The 19,501-nt window shown below is 39.3% G+C and carries 20 protein-coding genes and 1 tRNA gene; 5 read left to right on the top strand and 16 right to left on the bottom strand.

All coding sequences use genetic code 11. The annotated features are described in order from the left end of the window. Positions 1–4 precede the first annotated feature (4 nt). The gene (locus PLZ15_07905) at positions 5–3,070 is read right to left on the bottom strand and encodes a hypothetical protein (protein HOI29675.1); all 3,066 of its coding nucleotides are present in this window, start codon (positions 3,068–3,070) and stop codon (positions 5–7) included. 142 nt (positions 3,071–3,212) lie between these two features. On the opposite strand from PLZ15_07905, the gene PLZ15_07900 reads away from it, so the two are divergent. From PLZ15_07900 to PLZ15_07885, 4 genes are read left to right on the top strand one after another with little or no spacing between them, the layout of a single operon-like run. Continuing rightward, positions 3,213–4,058 carry an NHL repeat-containing protein gene (locus tag PLZ15_07900; protein HOI29674.1) on the top strand — a complete coding sequence of 282 codons (846 nt, stop codon included), beginning with the start codon at positions 3,213–3,215 and terminating at the stop codon, positions 4,056–4,058. 6 nt (positions 4,059–4,064) lie between these two features. Beyond that, positions 4,065–4,520 carry a DUF2085 domain-containing protein gene (locus tag PLZ15_07895; protein ID HOI29673.1) on the top strand — a complete coding sequence of 152 codons (456 nt, stop codon included), beginning with the start codon at positions 4,065–4,067 and terminating at the stop codon, positions 4,518–4,520. A 5-nt stretch (positions 4,521–4,525) separates the two neighbouring features. Further along, positions 4,526–5,038, top strand: coding sequence for a hypothetical protein (locus PLZ15_07890; GenBank protein HOI29672.1), 513 nt, complete (start codon positions 4,526–4,528; stop codon positions 5,036–5,038). Between the two features lie 35 nt (positions 5,039–5,073). Then, complete coding sequence (locus tag PLZ15_07885; protein HOI29671.1) at positions 5,074–5,340, top strand: hypothetical protein; 267 nt, start codon at positions 5,074–5,076, stop codon at positions 5,338–5,340. Here PLZ15_07885 and PLZ15_07880 read toward each other — a convergent pair. From PLZ15_07880 to PLZ15_07825, 12 genes are all read right to left on the bottom strand, one after another. Next, a complete protein-coding gene (locus PLZ15_07880) occupies positions 5,315–6,004 on the bottom strand; it encodes an energy transducer TonB (protein HOI29670.1) in 690 nt (229 codons plus the stop codon). The genes PLZ15_07885 and PLZ15_07880 overlap by 26 nt on opposite strands. Further along, positions 6,004–6,408 carry a biopolymer transporter ExbD gene (locus PLZ15_07875; GenBank protein HOI29669.1) on the bottom strand — a complete coding sequence of 135 codons (405 nt, stop codon included), beginning with the start codon at positions 6,406–6,408 and terminating at the stop codon, positions 6,004–6,006. Before PLZ15_07875 ends, PLZ15_07880 begins: the two co-directional genes overlap by 1 nt. A gap of 7 nt (positions 6,409–6,415) precedes the next feature. Further along, on the bottom strand, positions 6,416–7,069 hold the full coding sequence (locus tag PLZ15_07870; GenBank protein HOI29668.1) for a MotA/TolQ/ExbB proton channel family protein: 654 nt from the start codon (positions 7,067–7,069) through the stop codon (positions 6,416–6,418). Between the two features lie 21 nt (positions 7,070–7,090). Next, positions 7,091–9,034, bottom strand: a complete 1,944-nt coding sequence (locus PLZ15_07865) for an SPOR domain-containing protein (protein ID HOI29667.1) — start codon at positions 9,032–9,034, stop codon at positions 7,091–7,093. 26 nt (positions 9,035–9,060) lie between these two features. Further along, positions 9,061–10,647, bottom strand: a complete 1,587-nt coding sequence (locus tag PLZ15_07860; protein ID HOI29666.1) for a TonB-dependent receptor — start codon at positions 10,645–10,647, stop codon at positions 9,061–9,063. Then, entirely contained in the window at positions 10,644–13,616 is a 2,973-nt protein-coding gene (locus PLZ15_07855; GenBank protein HOI29665.1) for a tetratricopeptide repeat protein, read from the bottom strand. The genes PLZ15_07860 and PLZ15_07855 overlap by 4 nt, the downstream gene beginning before the upstream one ends. An 8-nt stretch (positions 13,617–13,624) precedes the next feature. Continuing rightward, complete coding sequence (locus PLZ15_07850) at positions 13,625–14,395, bottom strand: DUF92 domain-containing protein (protein HOI29664.1); 771 nt, start codon at positions 14,393–14,395, stop codon at positions 13,625–13,627. Positions 14,396–14,505: 110 nt separating this feature from the next. After that, positions 14,506–15,264 (bottom strand): tetratricopeptide repeat protein, encoded by a 759-nt coding sequence (locus PLZ15_07845; GenBank protein ID HOI29663.1) that lies wholly within the window; start codon positions 15,262–15,264, stop codon positions 14,506–14,508. A gap of 36 nt (positions 15,265–15,300) precedes the next feature. Next, positions 15,301–15,384, bottom strand: a tRNA-Leu gene (locus PLZ15_07840). Positions 15,385–15,476: 92 nt separating this feature from the next. Next, on the bottom strand, positions 15,477–15,935 hold the full coding sequence (locus PLZ15_07835; protein ID HOI29662.1) for a hypothetical protein: 459 nt from the start codon (positions 15,933–15,935) through the stop codon (positions 15,477–15,479). Beyond that, positions 15,932–16,549 (bottom strand): hypothetical protein, encoded by a 618-nt coding sequence (locus PLZ15_07830; protein ID HOI29661.1) that lies wholly within the window; start codon positions 16,547–16,549, stop codon positions 15,932–15,934. The genes PLZ15_07835 and PLZ15_07830 overlap by 4 nt, the downstream gene beginning before the upstream one ends. After that, complete coding sequence (locus tag PLZ15_07825; GenBank protein HOI29660.1) at positions 16,536–17,084, bottom strand: RNA polymerase sigma factor; 549 nt, start codon at positions 17,082–17,084, stop codon at positions 16,536–16,538. The genes PLZ15_07830 and PLZ15_07825 overlap by 14 nt, the downstream gene beginning before the upstream one ends. 181 nt (positions 17,085–17,265) lie before the next feature. Between PLZ15_07825 and PLZ15_07820 the strand changes: the two genes are divergently transcribed. Next, positions 17,266–17,751, top strand: coding sequence for a periplasmic heavy metal sensor (locus PLZ15_07820; GenBank protein HOI29659.1), 486 nt, complete (start codon positions 17,266–17,268; stop codon positions 17,749–17,751). Positions 17,752–17,799: 48 nt separating this feature from the next. Here PLZ15_07820 and PLZ15_07815 read toward each other — a convergent pair whose 3' ends face one another. Genes PLZ15_07815 through PLZ15_07805 form a run of 3 tightly spaced genes read right to left on the bottom strand, consistent with a single transcriptional unit; the run spans position 17,800 to position 19,492 of the window. Beyond that, complete coding sequence (locus PLZ15_07815) at positions 17,800–18,513, bottom strand: SDR family oxidoreductase (protein ID HOI29658.1); 714 nt, start codon at positions 18,511–18,513, stop codon at positions 17,800–17,802. Next, positions 18,510–19,079 (bottom strand): GTP cyclohydrolase I FolE, encoded by a 570-nt coding sequence (folE, locus tag PLZ15_07810; protein HOI29657.1) that lies wholly within the window; start codon positions 19,077–19,079, stop codon positions 18,510–18,512. The genes PLZ15_07815 and folE overlap by 4 nt, the downstream gene beginning before the upstream one ends. Next, the gene (locus tag PLZ15_07805) at positions 19,076–19,492 is read right to left on the bottom strand and encodes a 6-carboxytetrahydropterin synthase (protein ID HOI29656.1); all 417 of its coding nucleotides are present in this window, start codon (positions 19,490–19,492) and stop codon (positions 19,076–19,078) included. Before PLZ15_07805 ends, folE begins: the two co-directional genes overlap by 4 nt. Positions 19,493–19,501 lie beyond the last annotated feature (9 nt).

The raw sequence follows: 19,501 nt of genomic DNA, 5'->3' as shown, positions 1-19,501 counted from the left end.
ACTTTTATTTTTCTATCCTAAATTTAGTTGATTTTACTGATTTAATTCCACTCAAAATTCTAATAAAAACATTTTTTGAATTATTTTCCGGTACTTTCCAGCGATAAGTATTTACAACCCCGGGTATTGAGGAGATATTACTTTCTATAGTGGTCCATTTCATACCGCCATCAATCGAATACTCCAGGGAGACAGAACTAATATCATTTGCAGCTGCCCATTTTATTTCCCTTATTGTTCCCGGTTTTGAAATCGGTGATTTTTCATCAATCAGTATGACTGCCCCGGCTTTCAATATCTGAAGATTAAATACCTGAGAAGTCAAATCCGTCATTGGAGAAGCTCCTGCATCCGCGCTTACATCTATAATTCTCAACCTCGCAAGTGTTGAGGGCTGTACCGCCGGAATAACCCAATTGTAGGCTCCGGTTGATCTGTAATTCTGAACAATGTTAAACCATGTTAATCCGTTATCATCGGTATATTCAATGTCTACATTATAAATTCCGGCAGAATGCCAGGTGATTAATGTATCTATGTCTACTGTAGTAGGTGATGTCTGACGCCATGCAATATATTCACCACCCAGTGGGAACGACCATCTCAATAGTTTATTCTGAGGATGAATACTGAAATGACCTGCAGTTTGAGCAAAGACAGATGGATTTACTGTGCTGCTGATACGAACTAAAGCATTATCAGATCTGAATTCAACATTTTCCGGCATAATCCAATTATATAATCCGTTGCTCGGGTGTGCTGCAATTATAGTATTCCAGGAAGCACCTCCGTTTAATGAATACTCAATCTTAACCGAGTCTACTAGATAACTCCGCCATTTAATTTCATATGAGAATTTCTTCTGTGGATCGCTTGTTAACCATTCGTCACCTTCTACAGGACTGAGAATTGAGATAGAGGCGGGCTCTGTTTTTTCAATTGTAAAGTTTCCAATACTTCTTGCACTCGGCGATCCGTTACTTCCATCATCAGCATTATAAACTACAACATAATATTTATCGGAAGGAATCGTAAAGCTCGTCATATATCTTCCCTGGTTGGCCATTTTGTCGACAAGAGTTGTAAATGCGGGTACATCCGGGTAAATGGCTACTCCGTTATTCCATGTGTATTTGATGCCGACATTTTTTATTCCCGAAGATTCCCATGCAATTTCAATAAGATCGCTATCCTTGAATACCCGCGGGCCGCGCGGTTCGTTAACGTAGATATATTTTCTCGGAATAATATTAAATGCAGCGTCGCTTACATCAGAGATTGCCGGATCCCTTGAATCGCTTATTCGAATCTGGCACTGAGTGGAATTCAGGTTCTCATTGAGACTCCATTCATAAGCGCCCCCTGCAATACTGTCTACAAGAGTAGTCCAGGTTAATCCCTTATCGATTGTCAATTCAATCTTTACTTTGTTAACGGCGGTAGCACTCCAAGTAATATTCTGTTTGCTGCCGGCTTCCCATTCTTCCCCACCGTTAGGACTAAGTACCTGAATAGATTTTACAATCTGGTTAGTAATTCTGAACACACCGTTAGAGACATCGTTCGGTTCGCCGTCAAGAGCATCATAGATCCTGATCTTGCAGTTCTGAGAATTGACGTTAGGAATCTGAACCCAGTTGTAAAATCCAATGCTGGGAGTTGATTCAACTATAGTTGTCCAGTTGGCCCCGTTGTTAGTTGTGTAAGCAATTCTAACGTTTTCAATGTTCTCCGAGATCCATTCAATTCTCTGTGAAGTATTCGCCAGCCAGGATTCTCCTCCGTTTGGAACAAGAACCCGGATAACCGGTTCTGGAAGAATATTGAAAGTTGTGTTGCTTTCATCAACAATTAATCCGTCTTTAGCTTCCCTGATTCTCACTTTAGCTAATGTTGAAGGTGTATTAGGTATCGGTTCCCAGAAGTAAATACCCGTGTTTTTTGTATCCTTACCAATAAAATTCCACCTGTTTCCGTTATCGGTGGTGTATTCAAGGTAGACAGAATCGATACCGGTACTGCTGAACCATGTAATCTGCTCAGCGGTTCCAGCCTCCCAGCTTTCGCCGCCGTTAGGCGATTTTATTGTTATCGTTTTACTCTCAATTTCACTAATCGAAAATGTATTGTCCGATAAATCCTTTGGCTCGCTGTCTAGAGCATCGGCGATTCTAATTTTACATAGTTGCGAATTAATATTGGGTACCGGAGTCCATACATAAAATCCGTTACTCGGGGTAGAGTTTGTAATTACATTCCAGTTAAATCCGTTATTGGTTGTATAGGAGATTGATACATTCTGAATATTCTCGGATATCCATTCAATTCTCATGGAAGATCCGATATCAATATTTTCACCTCCGTTAGGGAATTTCACAGTGATCAACGGTTCAGGCATAATATTAAACGTACTAGGGCTTTCGGTAAACGGAGTTCCGTCTTTTGCATCTTTGATCCTGATTTTTGCAAGCGTAGACGGAGTATTCGGGACAGGCTCCCAGAAATAGATGCCGGTATTTCTTTTATCAACTGTTATAAGATTCCATGTATTACCGTTATTAGTAGTGTATTCAAGACGAACAGAGTCGATACCTGAGCTGAACCACTTTATCTGTTTTGATGAACCGGCTTCCCACTCTTCATTTCCGACAGGGGAAGTAATTCTCAAACTCTCATTACTATTTTTAATAATACTGAAAATCGCGTCGCTCATATCGGAGGCAGAGCCATCGACAGTTGTAACCCTGATTTTGCACTGACTCGAAATCGAGTTGGGAATTGGAAACCAGGAGAATGTTCCTGTGTTTGATAAGCTATCTGCAACAAGGGACCAGGTAGCCCCGTTATCAATTGTTGATTGAATTCTGATTTTTGAATTAGTTGTTGCAGTCCATTTAATATCATAGGAGGAACCTTCCATCAAAGTTTCGCCTCCGTTTGGCAGAAGGACTTTAACCGAGCTGGTACTGCTTTCTTCAGGATCGGTAATACCGTTTGATTCATCCTCAATCAGTTTACAGGATGAGATTAAGAGCAGACTTGCTAATAGAAAAGCTGTTTTTCTACGCATTTTTTCCTCGATCAAGTTTTTTAGGACTTTCGTCCTGGGTAAATTTAATAAATTCAGTTATTTTAATTAAGTAAAATATTACAGAAAGTGTGCCTAAATAATTAATTATGATTTTCGGCATAATATTCAGCTTTAGGTAAGTATGTATAAAATCTACCTGTTAATATTACTTATAATTGCACCTTTACCGGTAAAATCCCAGGAACTCATCTATTCAGGAGAGATCGGTTCATTCCAATCCGCATCTTCAATATCGATTAACCAGAGTGGATTTATATTTGTATCGGACTCGCGAACTAATGAAATCTTTAAGCTCGACACTTTAGGAAATATACTTAAAAGCATCGGTGGTTACGGATGGTCCGCTTCATCATTCGACAATCCTTCGGACATTTTTGCCAATACATTAAATGTTTATGCAGCCGACCGAAATAACGACAGGATACAGATATTTGATAAGGATCTGAATTACCTATCCGAGATTTCTTCAAAGAAAAGGAACGAAAGATTTCAATTCAGATATCCCGGGGCAGTCGGTGTAAACTCGCAGGGGGATCTTTTCGTTCTGGATACCGATAACTCAAGAATTCTGAAATTTAATTTCAGAGGAGAATTTATTACAGAGATCGGCGGATTCGAGTCGGGTTCGTTTATTCTAAATAAGCCATCAGTATTTACGATCAATAATGCGAACCAGATATTTCTGATTGATTCGGATGACCTTGTAATCTTTGATCAGTTCGGTAATTTGATCCGTAAGACAAAGCAGATTAAAAAAATTACTAATTTAAATTTTTCCTCTAATTCACTTATTCTTACCGGCGATGGATTTATTGGAATATTTAATGACGGTGAGAATAACAACATGAATGAAATAAAACACTTTACGTTACCATTAGAAGAAAAGGCAATCGATGCATCTATTTATAACGGCAGACTATATGTTCTAACAGAGAACAGAATTCAGATCTATAAAACTCCGGAATAAAAATAATTGGCGCTTCGATACCGGATCATATTATATGCAGCAATCTTAATCTGGACTGCAGGAATTTTTTATGAATCCTTTATAGGTCATTTCAATCAGCTTATTTACGGATATCCGTTTGTACACCAGGCATATTCACTTGTCTGTCACCAGGACCCTCAGAAACTGATTGACACAGGATCGGGTACCAGTCTTGTTTGTGCACGTTGTACCGGGATCTATTCCGGACTATTAATTCTCTCAACAATTTTTCTTTTTTACAAATGGAAATTGAAATCGAATTTAAAACTCCTGTTTATTTTTATGGCTCCAATGCTGCTTGATGTTTCAATGGTGATGGCCGGATTATACAACTATTCCAGAACGACTGCATTTACAACAGGTTTCCTTTCCGGTTCAATTCTATTTTTATATCTTTGCGAGGGTTTAGAAAAATTAATTTCGGAACTAAAGTTCAGGTAAAGAGATTGAAAAAATATATTTCCTCATTTGTGGCAGGATTCGGATCGGGTGTTCTCCATGTTGTGCCGGTAGCAAAAAGTTTTGTCTGCTGTCTCATAGTACCTGTAGCCTCATTTATTGCATTAATACTGGACAAAAGAGCTAATCCTTCTATGGAGAAAATTTCCGCTAAGAAAGGGGCGATGTTCGGATTATTTACCGGTTTATATGCGGCATTATTCGGAACAGTATTCGACCTTATGATAACCCTTGTTACAAAGAACAATGATATAGTTACGATGATGCCTGAACTTCAAAGAATGATAAACAATTTTCCACTTTCTGAAGCACTGCAAGCGGAGGTAATCTCATTATTCGAAGGCGTAAGAAACGACATCATACAATACGGTTTTTCACCAGTTTATGCTCTATCGATGATAATTAATAATGCGGTAGTTAATTCGATTGTAGGTACAATCGGCGGACTTGTAGGAGCTCAGGTAATCAATCAGAGACTAAACAACCGGGACAAAATGTAATTATGATTTCGGCATTAATATTTTTCGGACATCTGATGTTTATGCTTTACATCTTCACAAAAAAATGGCAGGATGATTCACTCTCCACTGCTTTCATAAATCTGGCATTGATTATTATTCTTTTTACTGTCGGGTGGTCGATATCGACCTCGGTGGTAAAAATTTTCTTCGAAAGCAAGGGTTTAGGGATTCAGTTCAATGCAGACACAATCTCGCTTACACTTCTTTCAATAGTTGAGTATTTCTTTTACAAATTTTACTACAGGGAAGAAAAACCTACTGAAGCCGGTACGGAAAAGTAATAATCACAGTCTGGTCTATCTGTTTCGCATTCTGCGGAAGAGGTTCAAATCTCCATTGTCTCAATGAATTAATTGCAGCCAGTTCCAAACGGGCATCGGCTTTTATAAGAGGGAATATTTTTCCTACTGTACCATCGGGCATAATTGTAAACCTGAGACGCACATCAATCTCCTTCGATACACCTTCAGGGTATTCGGGCAGATTGTAGCTGTAGATTTTACGCATTCCTTTCCCGCCGAAATCGATTTCAAATCCGAATCCGCCTTCACCCTCTCCAACCTGTTCGGTTCCTTTCGTTTTTGAATCATCCTGTGAAAGAGGCTTTACTTTTTCGTCGCTGATATTGTCCTTCTCTTTTTTCTTATCCGTTTCAGTAATAAGATTTTCTTTATCAGTAGTTGAGGATTTGGGGAGATCAACTTTTTTCTGTTCTTCCAATTTCGGTTTTTGCTTTTCGGGTTGAGGTTGATTTTTTTCAGTAACAGGATCCTGCCCAACCGGTCCGGCACTGCCCATACTTAATCCGCTGCCGAACCCAATAGTAACATATTCCTCTTCCTCCATACCGACCGAAAAATTGATGAAGGCAAAAAGAATAATAAAAACTACATGGAGCGCGATTGAGTATACAAAGGATTTATTTCTGACGTTGTTCTCTGTCATCAGTAACTGATCTTTTCTGTTTCTATTGTAAATTTATCAATCCCTATTCCCTTTGCAGCATCGAGAACCCTTATAATCAGGTCGATCTGAACGGTTTTATCCGCGCGGATAATCAGATTATTCTCGGGGCTGTTTTTTTTCAACTCTTCGAGCCGGCCTGCAAGTTTATCAATACCAATCTCTTCGGAACCGAGAAAGACACGATTCTGAGAGCTGATAGTAACGACCATGCGGCCCTGAGAAACCTGTTCATTATTCTGAGCTCCCGGAAGTTTAACTTTTACCCCGGTCTGAATTACAAACTGAGAAGTAAGAAGAAAAAAGATCAGCAGAAGCATAACAATGTCGGTTAAGGACGAGAACGCAAAAATGCTTAACGGTTTATTTGATGTTTCGAATTTCATTAATCACCTATAAATTGTATTCGTCGTCTTCGTCATTAGTTACATTTCTGGCTGTATCATCGAGCATATCGATCAGGTCGTTCGAGATTCTTTCCATATCAACAACCATTTTATTTATTTTACTTACAAAATAGTTGTAGAGTGCAAGAGCCGGAATACCAACTATAAGACCGAAGGCAGTTGTAATAAGAGCTTCCCAGATACCTCCTGCCAGGTCGGCAGGATTGGCAGATCCCTGTAGTTCCTGAATTTTCATGAAAGCGCCGATCATACCTGTAACTGTACCGAGGAATCCGAGTAGCGGCGCAATGCCTGCAACAGATGCAAGGATCGATAATCCCTTTTCAAGTTTACTGATTTCCTGCCGTCCCGCGCTTTCAATAGCTTCGACAACTCTTTGATGCCCGAACCTGATTTTTTTCAATCCTTTCTTCACAATGTTCGAAACGGGGGTCCTTTCCTGCATACAATAACTGATAGCACCTTCAAGATCTTTTTTCTTAATTAATCCCCTCAATTTGATTAGGAAAGCAGGGACATTAATTTTTGCTTTCTTAAGAACAATAAATTTTTCAATAGCAATTGCAACAGCGACTATTGAACTGGCCAGGATGAAATACATTAAAAAGCCGCCTTTAACAAATATTGAGAGTAGATCCATAAAATCCCTTCTTAATTAATTTCAAAAATTTTTCTGTGATTCAAATGATTCAGCTTCTTCCTTCGTCTTAAATTGCCCAATCCTGACACGATACCATGTACCTCCTTTTTGAGGGAGATACGCTTCCAAAATAAAGGCATTAAGCCCGAGGTTTCTTAACCGTTTTACTTCCAGTTCCGCTTTCTCTTTGTTCCTCCAGGAAGAAGCCTGAACGTTGTAATTCGTTCCGTCGTAGTAAATAGAACTTCCTATTCGTGTTTCGCTAACTGGTGATTTATACAAATCTCCCTGTGAATTTGTTCTGTTAGATTGTGCAGGAGGATTTGTTACAACAGGTTTTTGAGTCGGAGCACCGGATTTGGCATCCTTGTCCATAACCGGTAATGAAGCAACTCTCGGGAAATCACTAATTTCATCCTCAACAAAAGTGGCTGTATCAACCGGCAGAGACGCCTGTAACTGTCCGGAAACTATTGAATCCTGTGTAGAAACGGGGAGAGTCTGATCGGTTTGATTCTGATTCCTGTTGGGTAATAGCATATAAACGATAAGACTAACAATTAGAATGAAAGCCCCGAAAATAAGGAGGAAGTTCCTGCTGAAATATTTCTCTTTGTTATATTCTTCATACTCACGGGTTGGCGGCGTTGCTTCAGGCAGATAGGAATCCGGTTCGGGACTTGTTTCAGGAAAGTTTCTGTCTTCAACAAATTCATATCGCGGAGGCGGCGCAGTATATTCAATATACGCTGTTTCCTTATCGGATTCTGCCAATTCTTTTTTTATAGAATCTTCGAGTTGATCGAATAACCGGGTTGAAGACGGTTTAGCAGTCTTAAAAAGGTCTTTGCGGGAATCATCTTCTTCAAACGAATCATCATCATCAAATTCGAATAGAGGTTTTTCATCATCATCGTGAATGGGTCCTAATTCCTCTTTCAACTCATCTCCCCAGTTCCAATCGATATTGTCTACAACTTTTTTCTTTAGACCAAGGAAAGTTTCCTCATCTTCATCGGGCAGGATAATAGAATCGACCTGATCAGTCAGTGTTTCTTCAGGAATATCCGGATCTGTATTTTTAGATGTCTCTGTTTTTTCCAGTTTATTGAATTCAATATCTTCTGATTTCTCGTCCTCATAGTCTTTAATCAGTTCCTGCAAATCTTCTGAAGAGGTGGAATTTTCTACAGATGAATTATCAATTTCTAAAATTCCGGTATCTTCATTTAATTCATTTTCTCCGGTTGAGTCTTTTTCCGGTATATCATTCAATATTCCGGGGACATCATAATCTTCAAGAAGATCGCTTGGAGTAAGTTCCGGAAGAGCGGTTTCAAATTCATCAGAGGTTGACACATCTTTCGGAGAATCCAGTTCGAGGAGATTATTGGTAATCTCTTCGGCAATAATATCCTCCTTGAATTCGAGGTCGGATGTAAGTTCAGTTAATTTAGACTGACTGTCAAAATCGTTTTGATTTGAGTCGAGCGATTCATAATAATCATCCCAGATATTGAAATTGGGAAGGTTGTCCGACTCAGTGATAATTTCGTTAACCCGTTCCTCGATGGATCTTTTAAGAATAATATAAGAAGTTTCGGATTCGGATTGAGGGTTCAGTTTATCTGAAAGAGGAATAAGCGGTTTGCCGACTCCAATACTGAATACATCCGCATCGCTATCGGGATCTTTCTTCGATCTGCCTGGCACATCGATAGTGAGGTAAAGTGTTCTTGTACTTTTAGAGACATCTTCGGAAAACGGTGTAAAGATAAGAGAAGTTTTATCTATATCCTCCCCCTCTTTCAGCTGAAAGAATCCGATGCGGGGAATTTTCAACGTGAGGTCTGCTTCGAGATTATCAGCAATTTTGGGGATAAGGATATTGAATGCAAGTTCTTTCTCGGAACTTGAAACTCCCAGAACCTCGGCAATTCTTTTTTGGAGATCCGAAATCGTCATTTAAAGTCTTTTTCAGTTAAACAAAACTACCATCGGTATTCAACACCAATGACAAAATCTAACGGCTTTTCCTGATAACCGTCGAATACAAAATTACTTCGATTCATGATGTTTTGAAAGTCCGCAGACAAAGATAAGTTATTTAACAATCTGTAACTTATTCCTGCTGCAAGATTGTAATATGAGCCAAGCGGCCTTGTATTAAGCCGATCCGCGTAAACATTCTGCGCAAAAAGATATTTTAATTTGATTCCGATACCGGAAGAAAAATCATATCCGTATGAAACTGATGCGAAGAATTCGGGTTTATAAGGGATGTAATTATCATTACCATCTTTAATGTTCTGGTATTTTAATTCGCCTGAGAGATATCCCAGAAGATTCGGGTGAACAAGAACATTTAAACCGCCTGAGATTGATTTAACACTGTTAGCACTCATTACATCAAAAAATCCTTTAAGGATAATATCCTCAAAATAGAGATAGTTGTCGGATGCTGCATAACCTCCCCAAACGGAAACTGAGAACAGTTTTTTATATTCATAATTGAGCGATCCCTTCAAATCAAACTTAACTTCGGTAAAAACATTATCCGTAATATTGTTCATCATATAGATATTACCGCTGATAAAGTCTTTCAGCGTATTATTCTCAGCACGCGGATCGAAATTTAAAGTCATGTAGAGACCATCATCAATATTAAACAACATGGATCCGAACGGCGAGAAAAAAGAATTTGCGGAATTTCCGGCAAGCCGGGCACCAACAAGCAGAATTACAGAACTTGAAGGAGAAATTCTCAAATGTCCGTCCAAATTGTAAAAGCCGTAATCATCAATACCGCTCATATTATTATTAAGGAGCTGTTTCTGATATTTTCCGTCGGCACCGATAATCAGGTTGCCCAATCTCAGTTTAAATCCGGCATCGGCAGAAAGGATTCTTTCTATAAGATCCGTCTCTGTAACAGAAAGGAAATCAGCATTCAAGCCGAAATTAAAATTGAACAGGCGTCCGTAATCGTTACTGATCAAGAGAGCCGCAGCAGCCCTGTTTGTTTTCCTTTCATACAGAGGATTAACTGAACCAAAGAACTTATAATTATCGCGCCAGAATCTGCCTCCCAATGAAACAATCATTCCCGAGAAAAGGTCCGAATCTGTATCGATAAAAGCTTTACTGTTAAGCGAAGCACCGGAAGTATTATAACCGGCATCCGGAATATATGAGCGGGTATTATGGCCCCAAATGTCGGCCGAGAGCAAAAAATTCCCGAATGATTTACCAAGTGACAACTGGCCTAACGGAAGCGTATACCTTCCGGCACCAAAGTAGAGTCTTCCGGAGTATTGATCATCCGAAGCAACCGGCGGTATTATTTGCAGAGGATCCGAAGAAATGAGAAGTGGAAGCTCTTCTGGTGAATAATAGGGTGTAAAAAAATCCTGAGAGAGAGTAGCGATTAATTCAGGTTTCTTTTTCTGAGCCGATTGGACCTCAACGCTTTGCCGTCCGGTAATTACAAAATCCGGGAGTTCAATACTCTTCTGTTCCTGCTGTGCAGAAATCAGAGACGGAAATAATACGGATAAAAATATCAGATATTTTTTCATAGCTGTTTTAATTTCCTGTTAGCTTCCTGAGCAAGTTCACCTGTTTTATGTCTGTTAATAACAGCCCTGTACATATCTCTTGCCTGTTTTTTATCGTTCAACTTAACGTAACAATCGCCGAGTTTCATTAATGATCTTGTATACCACTCATCAAAACCTGAATAGACGGAACGGACACGTACAAAAGCGGTAATTGCATCATTTAGATTATTCTGTTCAAAGTAGATCAAGCCGATTTGATACTGGGCCTGGGCGCCGATATCATCCAGGCGTTTTTCCGCAAGCTCTCTGAATAAGATCAACGCATTTTCGAAATTTGATCGGTTGAATTCGAGCAGCCCGAGTTCAATTTTGGATTTAGCAGCAAAGACAGTCCCTTCGTAATAAGTAACTATCTGATCGAGTGTTGCATACGCCTCCTGAAGTTTTTCCGATTTTATTTCGGATAATGCCCGCAGATAGAGTAGTTCGGGGATTCTGTTTGATGTCGGTTGCGCGTTAATTGCAGTATTAAGAACATTGACGGCAGAGTCGAACTGTTTCTGATTTACATAAATATTGGAAGCGTCAATTGCGGCAGAGATACCGATATCGGACTTCAGATTTGAGGAGAGGACTTTGCTGAAATTTTCAATAGCTTCAGATTCCCTTTTAAGGATTGAAGCGCTTTTGCCGATCCAGTAATAGGCGTTAGGGACTAAAGAGCTAGACGGGAATCTCTGAACAAATTCCGTATATGACTGAATTGCATTCTCATAATTATCGGAGCTGAAATAGATATCGCCCTTCTTGAAAAAGATCTGATCGGCGAATCTGGAGCGGGGATTAGAATCAACAAACTGATCTATAAAACCGACCGCGTCATCGGCACGATCCTGTGCCAGGAACGCATACTGAATTCCGTTAACTGCATCCAGGATGTAAGGGGTGGAAGGAAATTCGGTTAAGACTTTATTATAGTAATCAATTGAGGACTGATAATCGCCCAGATTGAAATAAGCATCGCCAATAGAATAATAAGCGATCGGTTTAAGCTGCGAGCCGGGATATTTTTTTAGAAGCTCAAGATAATTATCGATCGACTCCTGAAAATTGCTCTGCTGAAAATAGATCCATCCAACAACATACTGTGAAGCATCTGCATATCTGGACCGGGGGAATCTCTGCTGAAGATTGCCGAATTCTTTTATTGCATCGTTCGATCTCCCCGCTTTAAAGAGAGACTGGCAATACTGATAATAAGTCTGGTCATCATTCAAAACGGAACGGTCGTTTGCAAAGAGCTCGCGGTAGATCTGGCTTGCTCTTTCAAAATTCTTTATGCCGAAATAGCTATCGGCAAGTCTCAGTTTAGCGTCGTTGATATTCTGATCATTCCGGAATTTTGTAACATATTCATTAAAGTAATAGATGGCATTCGGGAAATCCTTCATATTGAAATAAGCATATGCCTTGCCGTAAATAGAGGGTTTGCGCAACTCTTCATCTGAAGAAGCAATCATGTTATAATGTTTAATTGAAGCGGAATACTCCCCTCTCATCAGATATGCTTCCGCAAGGTAGAAATTTGTTTTACCGGGTTCGAATTCCGACGATCTCTTTTTTAGAGCTTCGAGAATTGCAACAGTTTCATTGTAATTGCCGAGATAAAATTCTGAGACTGCGAGTCCGAGCGAGGAGCGGTCGAGTGTACTCTTATCGGCTGAGGAGAACCTGACTGCCTGGCTAAAATTATTTTTAGCGTCGGAAAATTCATGGCGGTTCAATTTCATTTCACCAAGCAGAGTGAATGCTTTTCCTTTAGTAAGATTATCGCCTGAACGGGAGGCAAGAATGAGAGTAGATTCAGCTTCCTGAGATTGATTCTGAGTAAAGAAGGCAGTGCCTTTTCCCAGTTGCGCGCGGGATGCAAGCGGATGGTCCGGATATCGATCCAGAAAATTCTTATAGATCTCATTCGCACCGTTTACATCGCCCAGATATCTTTTACTCTCTCCGCTCCAGAAAAGTGCGGGAATTGAAAGAGTGTCATCTGCGGCAACTGCCAGGTCGCTGAATATTTTAAAAGCCTCCTCATATTCCGAAGTCTGAAATTTGATCCAGCCGAGGCTGTAATTAATTTTATTTTTGAGATTCTGTTCAATTCTGCCGGAGAGGATCTCCTCATAGATCATTGCTGCATTATTATAATCCTTCAATCTTACGAAGGAATTAGCCAGAAAATATTTTGCATCTATCAATTCATCAGCCGGGAGTGAATTAATAAGAGGATCTGTAAGCTCCAGAACCGCGCTGTCGTACTCTTTCAGAATAAAATAGCAGATACCGATTCTCAATTGGGCACTTGGTGCCAGAGGACTGTTTTTATAATAGGCTAGGATTTCGTCATAGTGAGAGACGGCATCGTTATACTCTCCGGTTTTTTCATATAGCCGCCCCAGCGCATAGATGCTGTGAACAATATAATCATTCAAGTTTCTTCTTGAGATTGCTTCTTTAAGAGCTTCTTCAGCTTCTATATTTTTATTTTCTGCCGCGAAAGCTTCTCCAATCCAGTAATAAGCCGGACCATTATAATAACTGGACGGGAATTCGTTCAGCAGCTGATATAACCGATCGCGGACTTTACGGAATTCACTGGTATGATAGTAAATTGTACCAAGCTTGTAAAGGACATCCTCCCTAAGGGTCGAGAGCGGATATAAATTCAGGAAGGACTCAAACTCTGAAGCAGCCCCGTTAAGCTGTCCCATTTTAAGTAACGATTCCGCAGAATAATAAAGTGAAGCTGACCTTTTCAGGTCGTCATAATTCAGGCCGTCTGCAATCGACTTAAATACCTGGTAAGATGCGGCATAATTTTTTTCGTTGAATAAATTAAGAGCCGAGTCGTAACGGCTCTCCCCCTTCTGTGAGAAAAGATTGAATGATAAAAGAAGAGTAAGAACGACTGAAGTTTTAATTCTCATATACAATTCTAAATTATTAGAAATAAAAGTAAACCAAGAGAAACACCGGTTAAAACAGAAATAAAATTGACGGCATCGTTGTTAATTAATCTGATACCTTTAAAATATTCAGTAGTTGTATTGCAATGAAAACCGGATTCCAGAATAAAACCGCAAACACGGCATTTGTACTTAACCTGAATTGACGAGCCAAGTATGCTGTCAATTATATTACCAAATATTCCGGATATAATAATAATCACAAAATCATTAAGGTTAAACCTGATCAATATAAATCCTGACAGTGCAATAATAATTGCTCCGGCTAATCCTGCCAAAGTTCCGGCAAAAGAAACACCACCGGAGAGTCCCTGATCCATTTTACGGAAATTCAAAATATTATACGTCGGCCATTTTTTCCAGGTTCCAAATTCAGTTGACCATGTATCTGAACAGACTATACTAACAGCAGAAAGATAAAGCAGAAAAAAAAGATCATCACTAGAAAAATAATAGAGCACAACAAGAAGTCCTGCAATACCGCCATTCGCAATTACCTGGTTTTGATTCCTGGCAGTTCCCGGTTTATTAATTCTCTCATTAATTGCGGTTCTTGCCGTTTTGATTACAGAAAAGAAGCTTGCTGAAAAGAAGAAAAGAAGAATCGGAATGCTCCAAATTAGACCGCCTATTCCAAAAATGATTATTGCAAGGATAAATTGCGCAAAAGAACCACCGGGTGTAAGAAACTTAAAACGGTATGAAATGAAAGCAAGAATTGATGCAAGAAGGAGTGCCATTAAAAAATTTTCAGTCGTGATAGAACTCCAGAAATTTCTTGAATGTAAAAAGGATATAAAAACAGCAACAGGGAAAGAAAAAGCCCCCTGAATGAGGGGGCCCAAAAAATCTATTTGAGCAGATTCAGTTCATAGTCCGCAAGGCGCTTATACTGTGCATCCCTTTTTGCCAGTTCAAAATTCTCTTTTGCTTTTGATATATCCTGTTTCTGTTTCAGACCCATTCCTTTATAATAATATGCAGCACCTTTAAGACCGCTCGATTTCATATTGATGACATTATCTGCAGTTGCAATAGCTTTATCGTACTCGCCGTTCTCATAATAAGTTGTTGCAAGGAGAATATAAGCGGCATCGAGCTGATGATATTTGATTGCCTCGTTCAACTGTTCAATTGCTTTAGCGTAGTTGCCGTCCTTTTTAGTCTGTTCGCCAAGTTTAACAAGAGCGCGGGATACATATTGTCTTGCCTGTTCCTTATGCGATTTCTGTTTAGTCAATTCCTCGAACTTTTTGAAACTCTCGACAGCTTCGGCATATTTACCATCCTGGAAGTAGGTACCACCGAGGCCATTGTAAGCAATTTCAAAATTTGGATTGCTTTTAATACAGGAATTAAAAGCAGCTTCTGCATCTTCAAGTTTATTCTGTTTTTTAAGTGTAACACCAAGCTGATAATAAATTCTATAATCCTTAGAAGTTTTTAAAGCTTCATTATACTGTTGAACGGCACCGTCGTAATCACCAGCCTTCATAAATTTATTTCCCTCATTATATGCCTTAGCAGCATCAGGGGGCATATCCTGAGCCAAAGAGATCGAGGTTACCAGAAAAAGTGATACGAAAAGAGATATCCAATTTTTCTTCATAATTATACCTTTTAATAAATTAGTTGATAAACCGGGTGCGGAAGGCGGGACTTGAACCCGCACGCCCTAACGGGCACTACCCCCTCAAAGTAGCGTGTATGCCAATTTCACCACTTCCGCAAAAAAATGTGTTGCAAGATAGGCCTCGACGAAAAAAAATGCAACAGAATATTTTCTTCGGGGTAATTTTTTACATCACGGGGATTTATCTTTCAATCTTTGGGTCTTTTTTTACTCATTAAGGATTGAGCGATCTCGCGACGGAATTTGAATTCAAATACAGCAAACTTAGCAATCTGCTGAGGATTCAGAATATCGCCGAGAGAACGGATAAAATTCTGTTTTTCAACCGACATCTGTTTGTCGATCTCAAAGATTTTGTTTACCTGATCCGTGTAATAGGCATCTTTTGAAATTTTATCTTTTATACTTTTTTCAAGGTCTTCGAGGAGGTTCTGGCGGCTGCGCATCATATCCCTCTGTGCTTTATGATGTTCATTACGGCGGGCGAAGAATTTAACCGCAGTTTCCTCATCGAGGTCGAGCACCTCAATCAATTTAGCTTTCTCGAGCTGTTCAATTTTTTCAAACGGACGCTGGTCCCTTTTATCCTGACCGTTCAATGTAAAGACAAAAGCAAACATTAGAAGAAAGAAATAATATTTTTTCATTTCGATACCTTTTCGAAAGTGATCATACTTAAATTTTTATATAGTTTTTCAAATTCAGGGTTACTAAGATTTTCGACCTGAGAATAATCGACCTTAGAGTAATCGACATATCTGTTAATTGCCGTCTGAGGGATAGAAACATCATCAGGCAGCAGTGAATCGAATCCGTTTCCGTTCGTATTCTGAGCGATGACCGATTCGAATGTATGGTCGTTGATCAGAATATCTGCAATTTCATCATCATCAATATTATTTACAATTTCATCGACTAAAGATATGTTCTGTTCAACTCCGTTCTTGTTGGGAAGAATTGTAAGAAGGGCCACAATGAGAACAGTTGCCAGAACAGGGATTGCAATCGAATATTTTTTTAGAATTCCTTTACCATCGGACAATTCCAGTCTCTCCCTAACCTTAGGGACCAGGGAGTTAAAATAGAGTTCATCAGTTTCAATCTCACGCGTTGAGGAGAGCCCGTCTATGCCTTCTTTAATTGAATGGAACCTGCTGCTGAGATTCGAATCGGATTCAAGTTCTTTCAAAAAGAATTTCTCTTCAACCGGGTCCATCAGACCTGAGAGATATCTTAATATTTTATCATCATTCTTTTTCATCAACCAACTCCACAATTTTCTTCAATGCATGAAAATAATTAGCTTTTAATCCCCCGACACTTTTTCCTGTTATTTCAGAAATTTCTTCATAAGAGAGCTGATCAAAGTTACGCAGAACAAAAATCTGCCTTTGTTTAGGGGGCAGAGTGTTGAGCGCTTTATTAACCTTTTCGAGTTTCTCCTTATTTGCAATATCCCTGACTATATCGTGAGAAGACGTAAGGTTCTTCTCATCGGTATTTTCGAAAGAGATCAGCCGTTTCAATTTTTTTCTTTTAATCTGGTTCAGACTCCTGGTCGTAACAATTTTATAGATCCAGGTATAAAGAGAAGATTTGAATCCGAACGTTTTTAATTTATTATACATTACAATAAGAACTTCCTGCGTAACCTCGTCGGCATCCAGATGATCCCCGAGCATCTGCCGGGCATGCCAGTAAATTTTTTTCTGGTATTTTCTGGCCAATATATTGAAAGCGGATTCATCTCCCGAAACAAACTTCTCAATTAATTCGAAATCGTTATCTAATTGCATCTTTTTAAAATTATTCAAAAAATAGACAAACTGTTATCCGTTCAGGTTTAATCAAAACAGCGAACCAATAATAATCTTCGGGGAGAAGAAGGGCAAATTCCGGGATGATTTAAACCTGATCCTACCGGTCTCTGTCAAAATAACAAAATGAGAAAACATATTTCAACATAAAGGAGGCATCATGAAAAGAACATCTTTATTAACAGTATTACTTGTTGCACTTTCCATTACATTAACAGCCCAGCCGGCTGAGAGAATGAAAAGGATGCAGAATCCCGGAATGAGATCAGTGCCGGAGAGACTCAATTTAACAGAGGACCAGGAGAAACAGTTCAGAGAAATTACATTTGAGCATCAGAAAAAAGTAATTGATCTGAAATCCGCAATCGAAAAGAACCGTCTTGAATTAAAGAAGATGGCGGCTGAAAATAAAGTCGATGAAAAGAAGCTGATCGATTTAACCGATGCAAACAGCAAACTTCAGGCAGAGATGAAATCGCTTTCTGTAAAGAAGTGGATCGCAATAAATAAAATTTTGAATGACGAACAGAAGGCAATCTGGAGCAAACAATTAGGAATGGACCGCAAGCATAAAATGATGAGAGGTGCTGCACGAGGTATAATTAAAGAACGTGTTAAAGAGAGAATGATGGGAAGTATGAGGTAATTAAAGAGCCCCGACTAAAAATCGGGGCTTTTAGTTTTAAACAAATTTTTACAGATCACCCTGAATAGGACGTAATACAATCTCCTCGGCAACGAGGATCGATTTTTGAGAATAGAACTGGTAAATAATTTTAGCTATTTCTTCCGGCGACATCATCCGGTGAGAATATTTTTCGAGAACGTGATTCGGCCAGATAGAAGTTTTAGTAGCGCCGGGGGAAACATTAAGAATCCTGATGTTATTTTTTCTTACTTCCTCCCTCAACACTTTTGAATAAGCGAGAAGACCGTGTTTAGAAGCAGAATAAGCACTGCTGTTCATAAATATTTTCTGAGTAACAACCGATAAAATATTGATTATGATTCCGCTATTGCGGGAAATCATAGAAGGCAGAACGGTTTTAATGGCGAAGATTGCGCCAAGAAGATTTACATCGATAATATTTTTTATCTCTTCGAATGAATCTTCTGTTGCAGGTTTAAAAGAAGTTAAGCCGGCATTATTGATCAAGCCGTTAATATCGTAATGGGCAGAGATTTCATCATAAAAATCACTTATTTCCAGTGGGTTACCAACATCAAGCTGGTAAGGGATAACATTCCCTGAAAATTTACCGAGTTGATCCGCATAATTCTGAACAATGGATTTTCTACGTGAAGTGGCAATAACAGTCTCGCCGTTGGAAGCAAATTCAATTGTGAGTGCTTTTCCGATTCCAGAACTGGAGCCAGTAATCCAGACAGCTTTTAAACGTTCACTCATAAAATCTTCTTCAGAGAAATAAGGTTCAGAAATTCGGAACGTGTTCTGGCATCCGACTTAAAGATACCATGCATGGCACTGGTGGTAGTAATCGAATTCTGTTTCTGGACACCCCGCATCATCATACACATATGGTAACCTTCAGCAACCACGCCAACACCGATAGGGTTAAGGTAGTGATCGATTGTATCGGCAATCTGTTGGGTCATTCTTTCCTGAACCTGCAATCTTCTGGAAAAGACATCTACAATCCGGGGAATCTTGGAAAGTCCAACGATTTTACCTCCTGGTATGTAGGCAATATGAATCTTGCCGAAGAACGGAAGAAGGTGATGTTCGCACATACTGTAAAAATCGATATCCTTAACAATAACCATTTCATCATATTTTTCTTCGAAGATGGCACCGTTAAGCACATCATCAATACTCTTATTATAACCCTGCACTAGAAATTCGTATGCTTTGGCAACCCTGTGCGGTGTTTTGAGAAGGCCTTCCCTGTTTACATCTTCGCCAATCTCTTCGAGAATTGATTTTACATTCTGTTCAAGCTTTTCTAGTTTCAACTCCGTTCCTTTCCTCTATATTCTACATAATTATTTTCTGTTTCGTAGATTTTAACCGAATAGAGCACACCCGAAGGGATGTTACCTTCGAGCTGATTCCAGATTCCGATTGCAATATTCTCTGCAGTCGGTATAACCCCGCGCATAAAATCGACATCAACATTAAGATTCTTATGATCTACTTTCCTTATAACATGTTCTCTTATAATCTCCTTCAAAATTTTCAGATCGATAACATATCCGGTGCTGTTATCAATTTCACCACAGACAACCACCTCGAGTACGTAATTATGACCATGTCCGTTGGGATTGCTGCATTTACCGAACACACGGAGATTTTCCTCATCGGAATAATTTTCGTTATAGAGGCGATGAGATGCGCTGAAGACTTCCCTTCTTGTAAGATATAGCATTTATAATGA

The organism is Melioribacteraceae bacterium (assembly GCA_035362835.1).
Lineage (GTDB): Bacteria > Bacteroidota > Ignavibacteria > Ignavibacteriales > Melioribacteraceae > DSXH01.
Note: the sequence above shows the minus strand (reverse complement) of the source record. Positions and strands in the feature narration are given on the sequence as shown.

Excerpts from the sequence above, each read along its gene's own strand:
- PLZ15_07905 (HOI29675.1), bottom strand. The coding sequence starts at position 3,070 with ATGCGTAGAAAAACAGCTTTTCTATTAGCAAGTCTGCTCTTAATCTCA.
- PLZ15_07900 (HOI29674.1), top strand. The coding sequence starts at position 3,213 with ATGTATAAAATCTACCTGTTAATATTACTTATAATTGCACCTTTACCG.
- PLZ15_07885 (HOI29671.1), top strand. The coding sequence starts at position 5,074 with ATGTTTATGCTTTACATCTTCACAAAAAAATGGCAGGATGATTCACTC.
- PLZ15_07880 (HOI29670.1), bottom strand. The coding sequence starts at position 6,004 with ATGACAGAGAACAACGTCAGAAATAAATCCTTTGTATACTCAATCGCG.
- PLZ15_07875 (HOI29669.1), bottom strand. The coding sequence starts at position 6,408 with ATGAAATTCGAAACATCAAATAAACCGTTAAGCATTTTTGCGTTCTCG.
- PLZ15_07870 (HOI29668.1), bottom strand. The coding sequence starts at position 7,069 with ATGGATCTACTCTCAATATTTGTTAAAGGCGGCTTTTTAATGTATTTC.
- PLZ15_07865 (HOI29667.1), bottom strand. The coding sequence starts at position 9,034 with ATGACGATTTCGGATCTCCAAAAAAGAATTGCCGAGGTTCTGGGAGTT.
- PLZ15_07860 (HOI29666.1), bottom strand. The coding sequence starts at position 10,647 with ATGAAAAAATATCTGATATTTTTATCCGTATTATTTCCGTCTCTGATT.
- PLZ15_07855 (HOI29665.1), bottom strand. The coding sequence starts at position 13,616 with ATGAGAATTAAAACTTCAGTCGTTCTTACTCTTCTTTTATCATTCAAT.
- PLZ15_07850 (HOI29664.1), bottom strand. The coding sequence starts at position 14,395 with ATGGCACTCCTTCTTGCATCAATTCTTGCTTTCATTTCATACCGTTTT.
- PLZ15_07845 (HOI29663.1), bottom strand. The coding sequence starts at position 15,264 with ATGAAGAAAAATTGGATATCTCTTTTCGTATCACTTTTTCTGGTAACC.
- PLZ15_07835 (HOI29662.1), bottom strand. The coding sequence starts at position 15,935 with ATGAAAAAATATTATTTCTTTCTTCTAATGTTTGCTTTTGTCTTTACA.
- PLZ15_07830 (HOI29661.1), bottom strand. The coding sequence starts at position 16,549 with ATGAAAAAGAATGATGATAAAATATTAAGATATCTCTCAGGTCTGATG.
- PLZ15_07825 (HOI29660.1), bottom strand. The coding sequence starts at position 17,084 with ATGCAATTAGATAACGATTTCGAATTAATTGAGAAGTTTGTTTCGGGA.
- PLZ15_07820 (HOI29659.1), top strand. The coding sequence starts at position 17,266 with ATGAAAAGAACATCTTTATTAACAGTATTACTTGTTGCACTTTCCATT.
- PLZ15_07815 (HOI29658.1), bottom strand. The coding sequence starts at position 18,513 with ATGAGTGAACGTTTAAAAGCTGTCTGGATTACTGGCTCCAGTTCTGGA.
- PLZ15_07805 (HOI29656.1), bottom strand. The coding sequence starts at position 19,492 with ATGCTATATCTTACAAGAAGGGAAGTCTTCAGCGCATCTCATCGCCTC.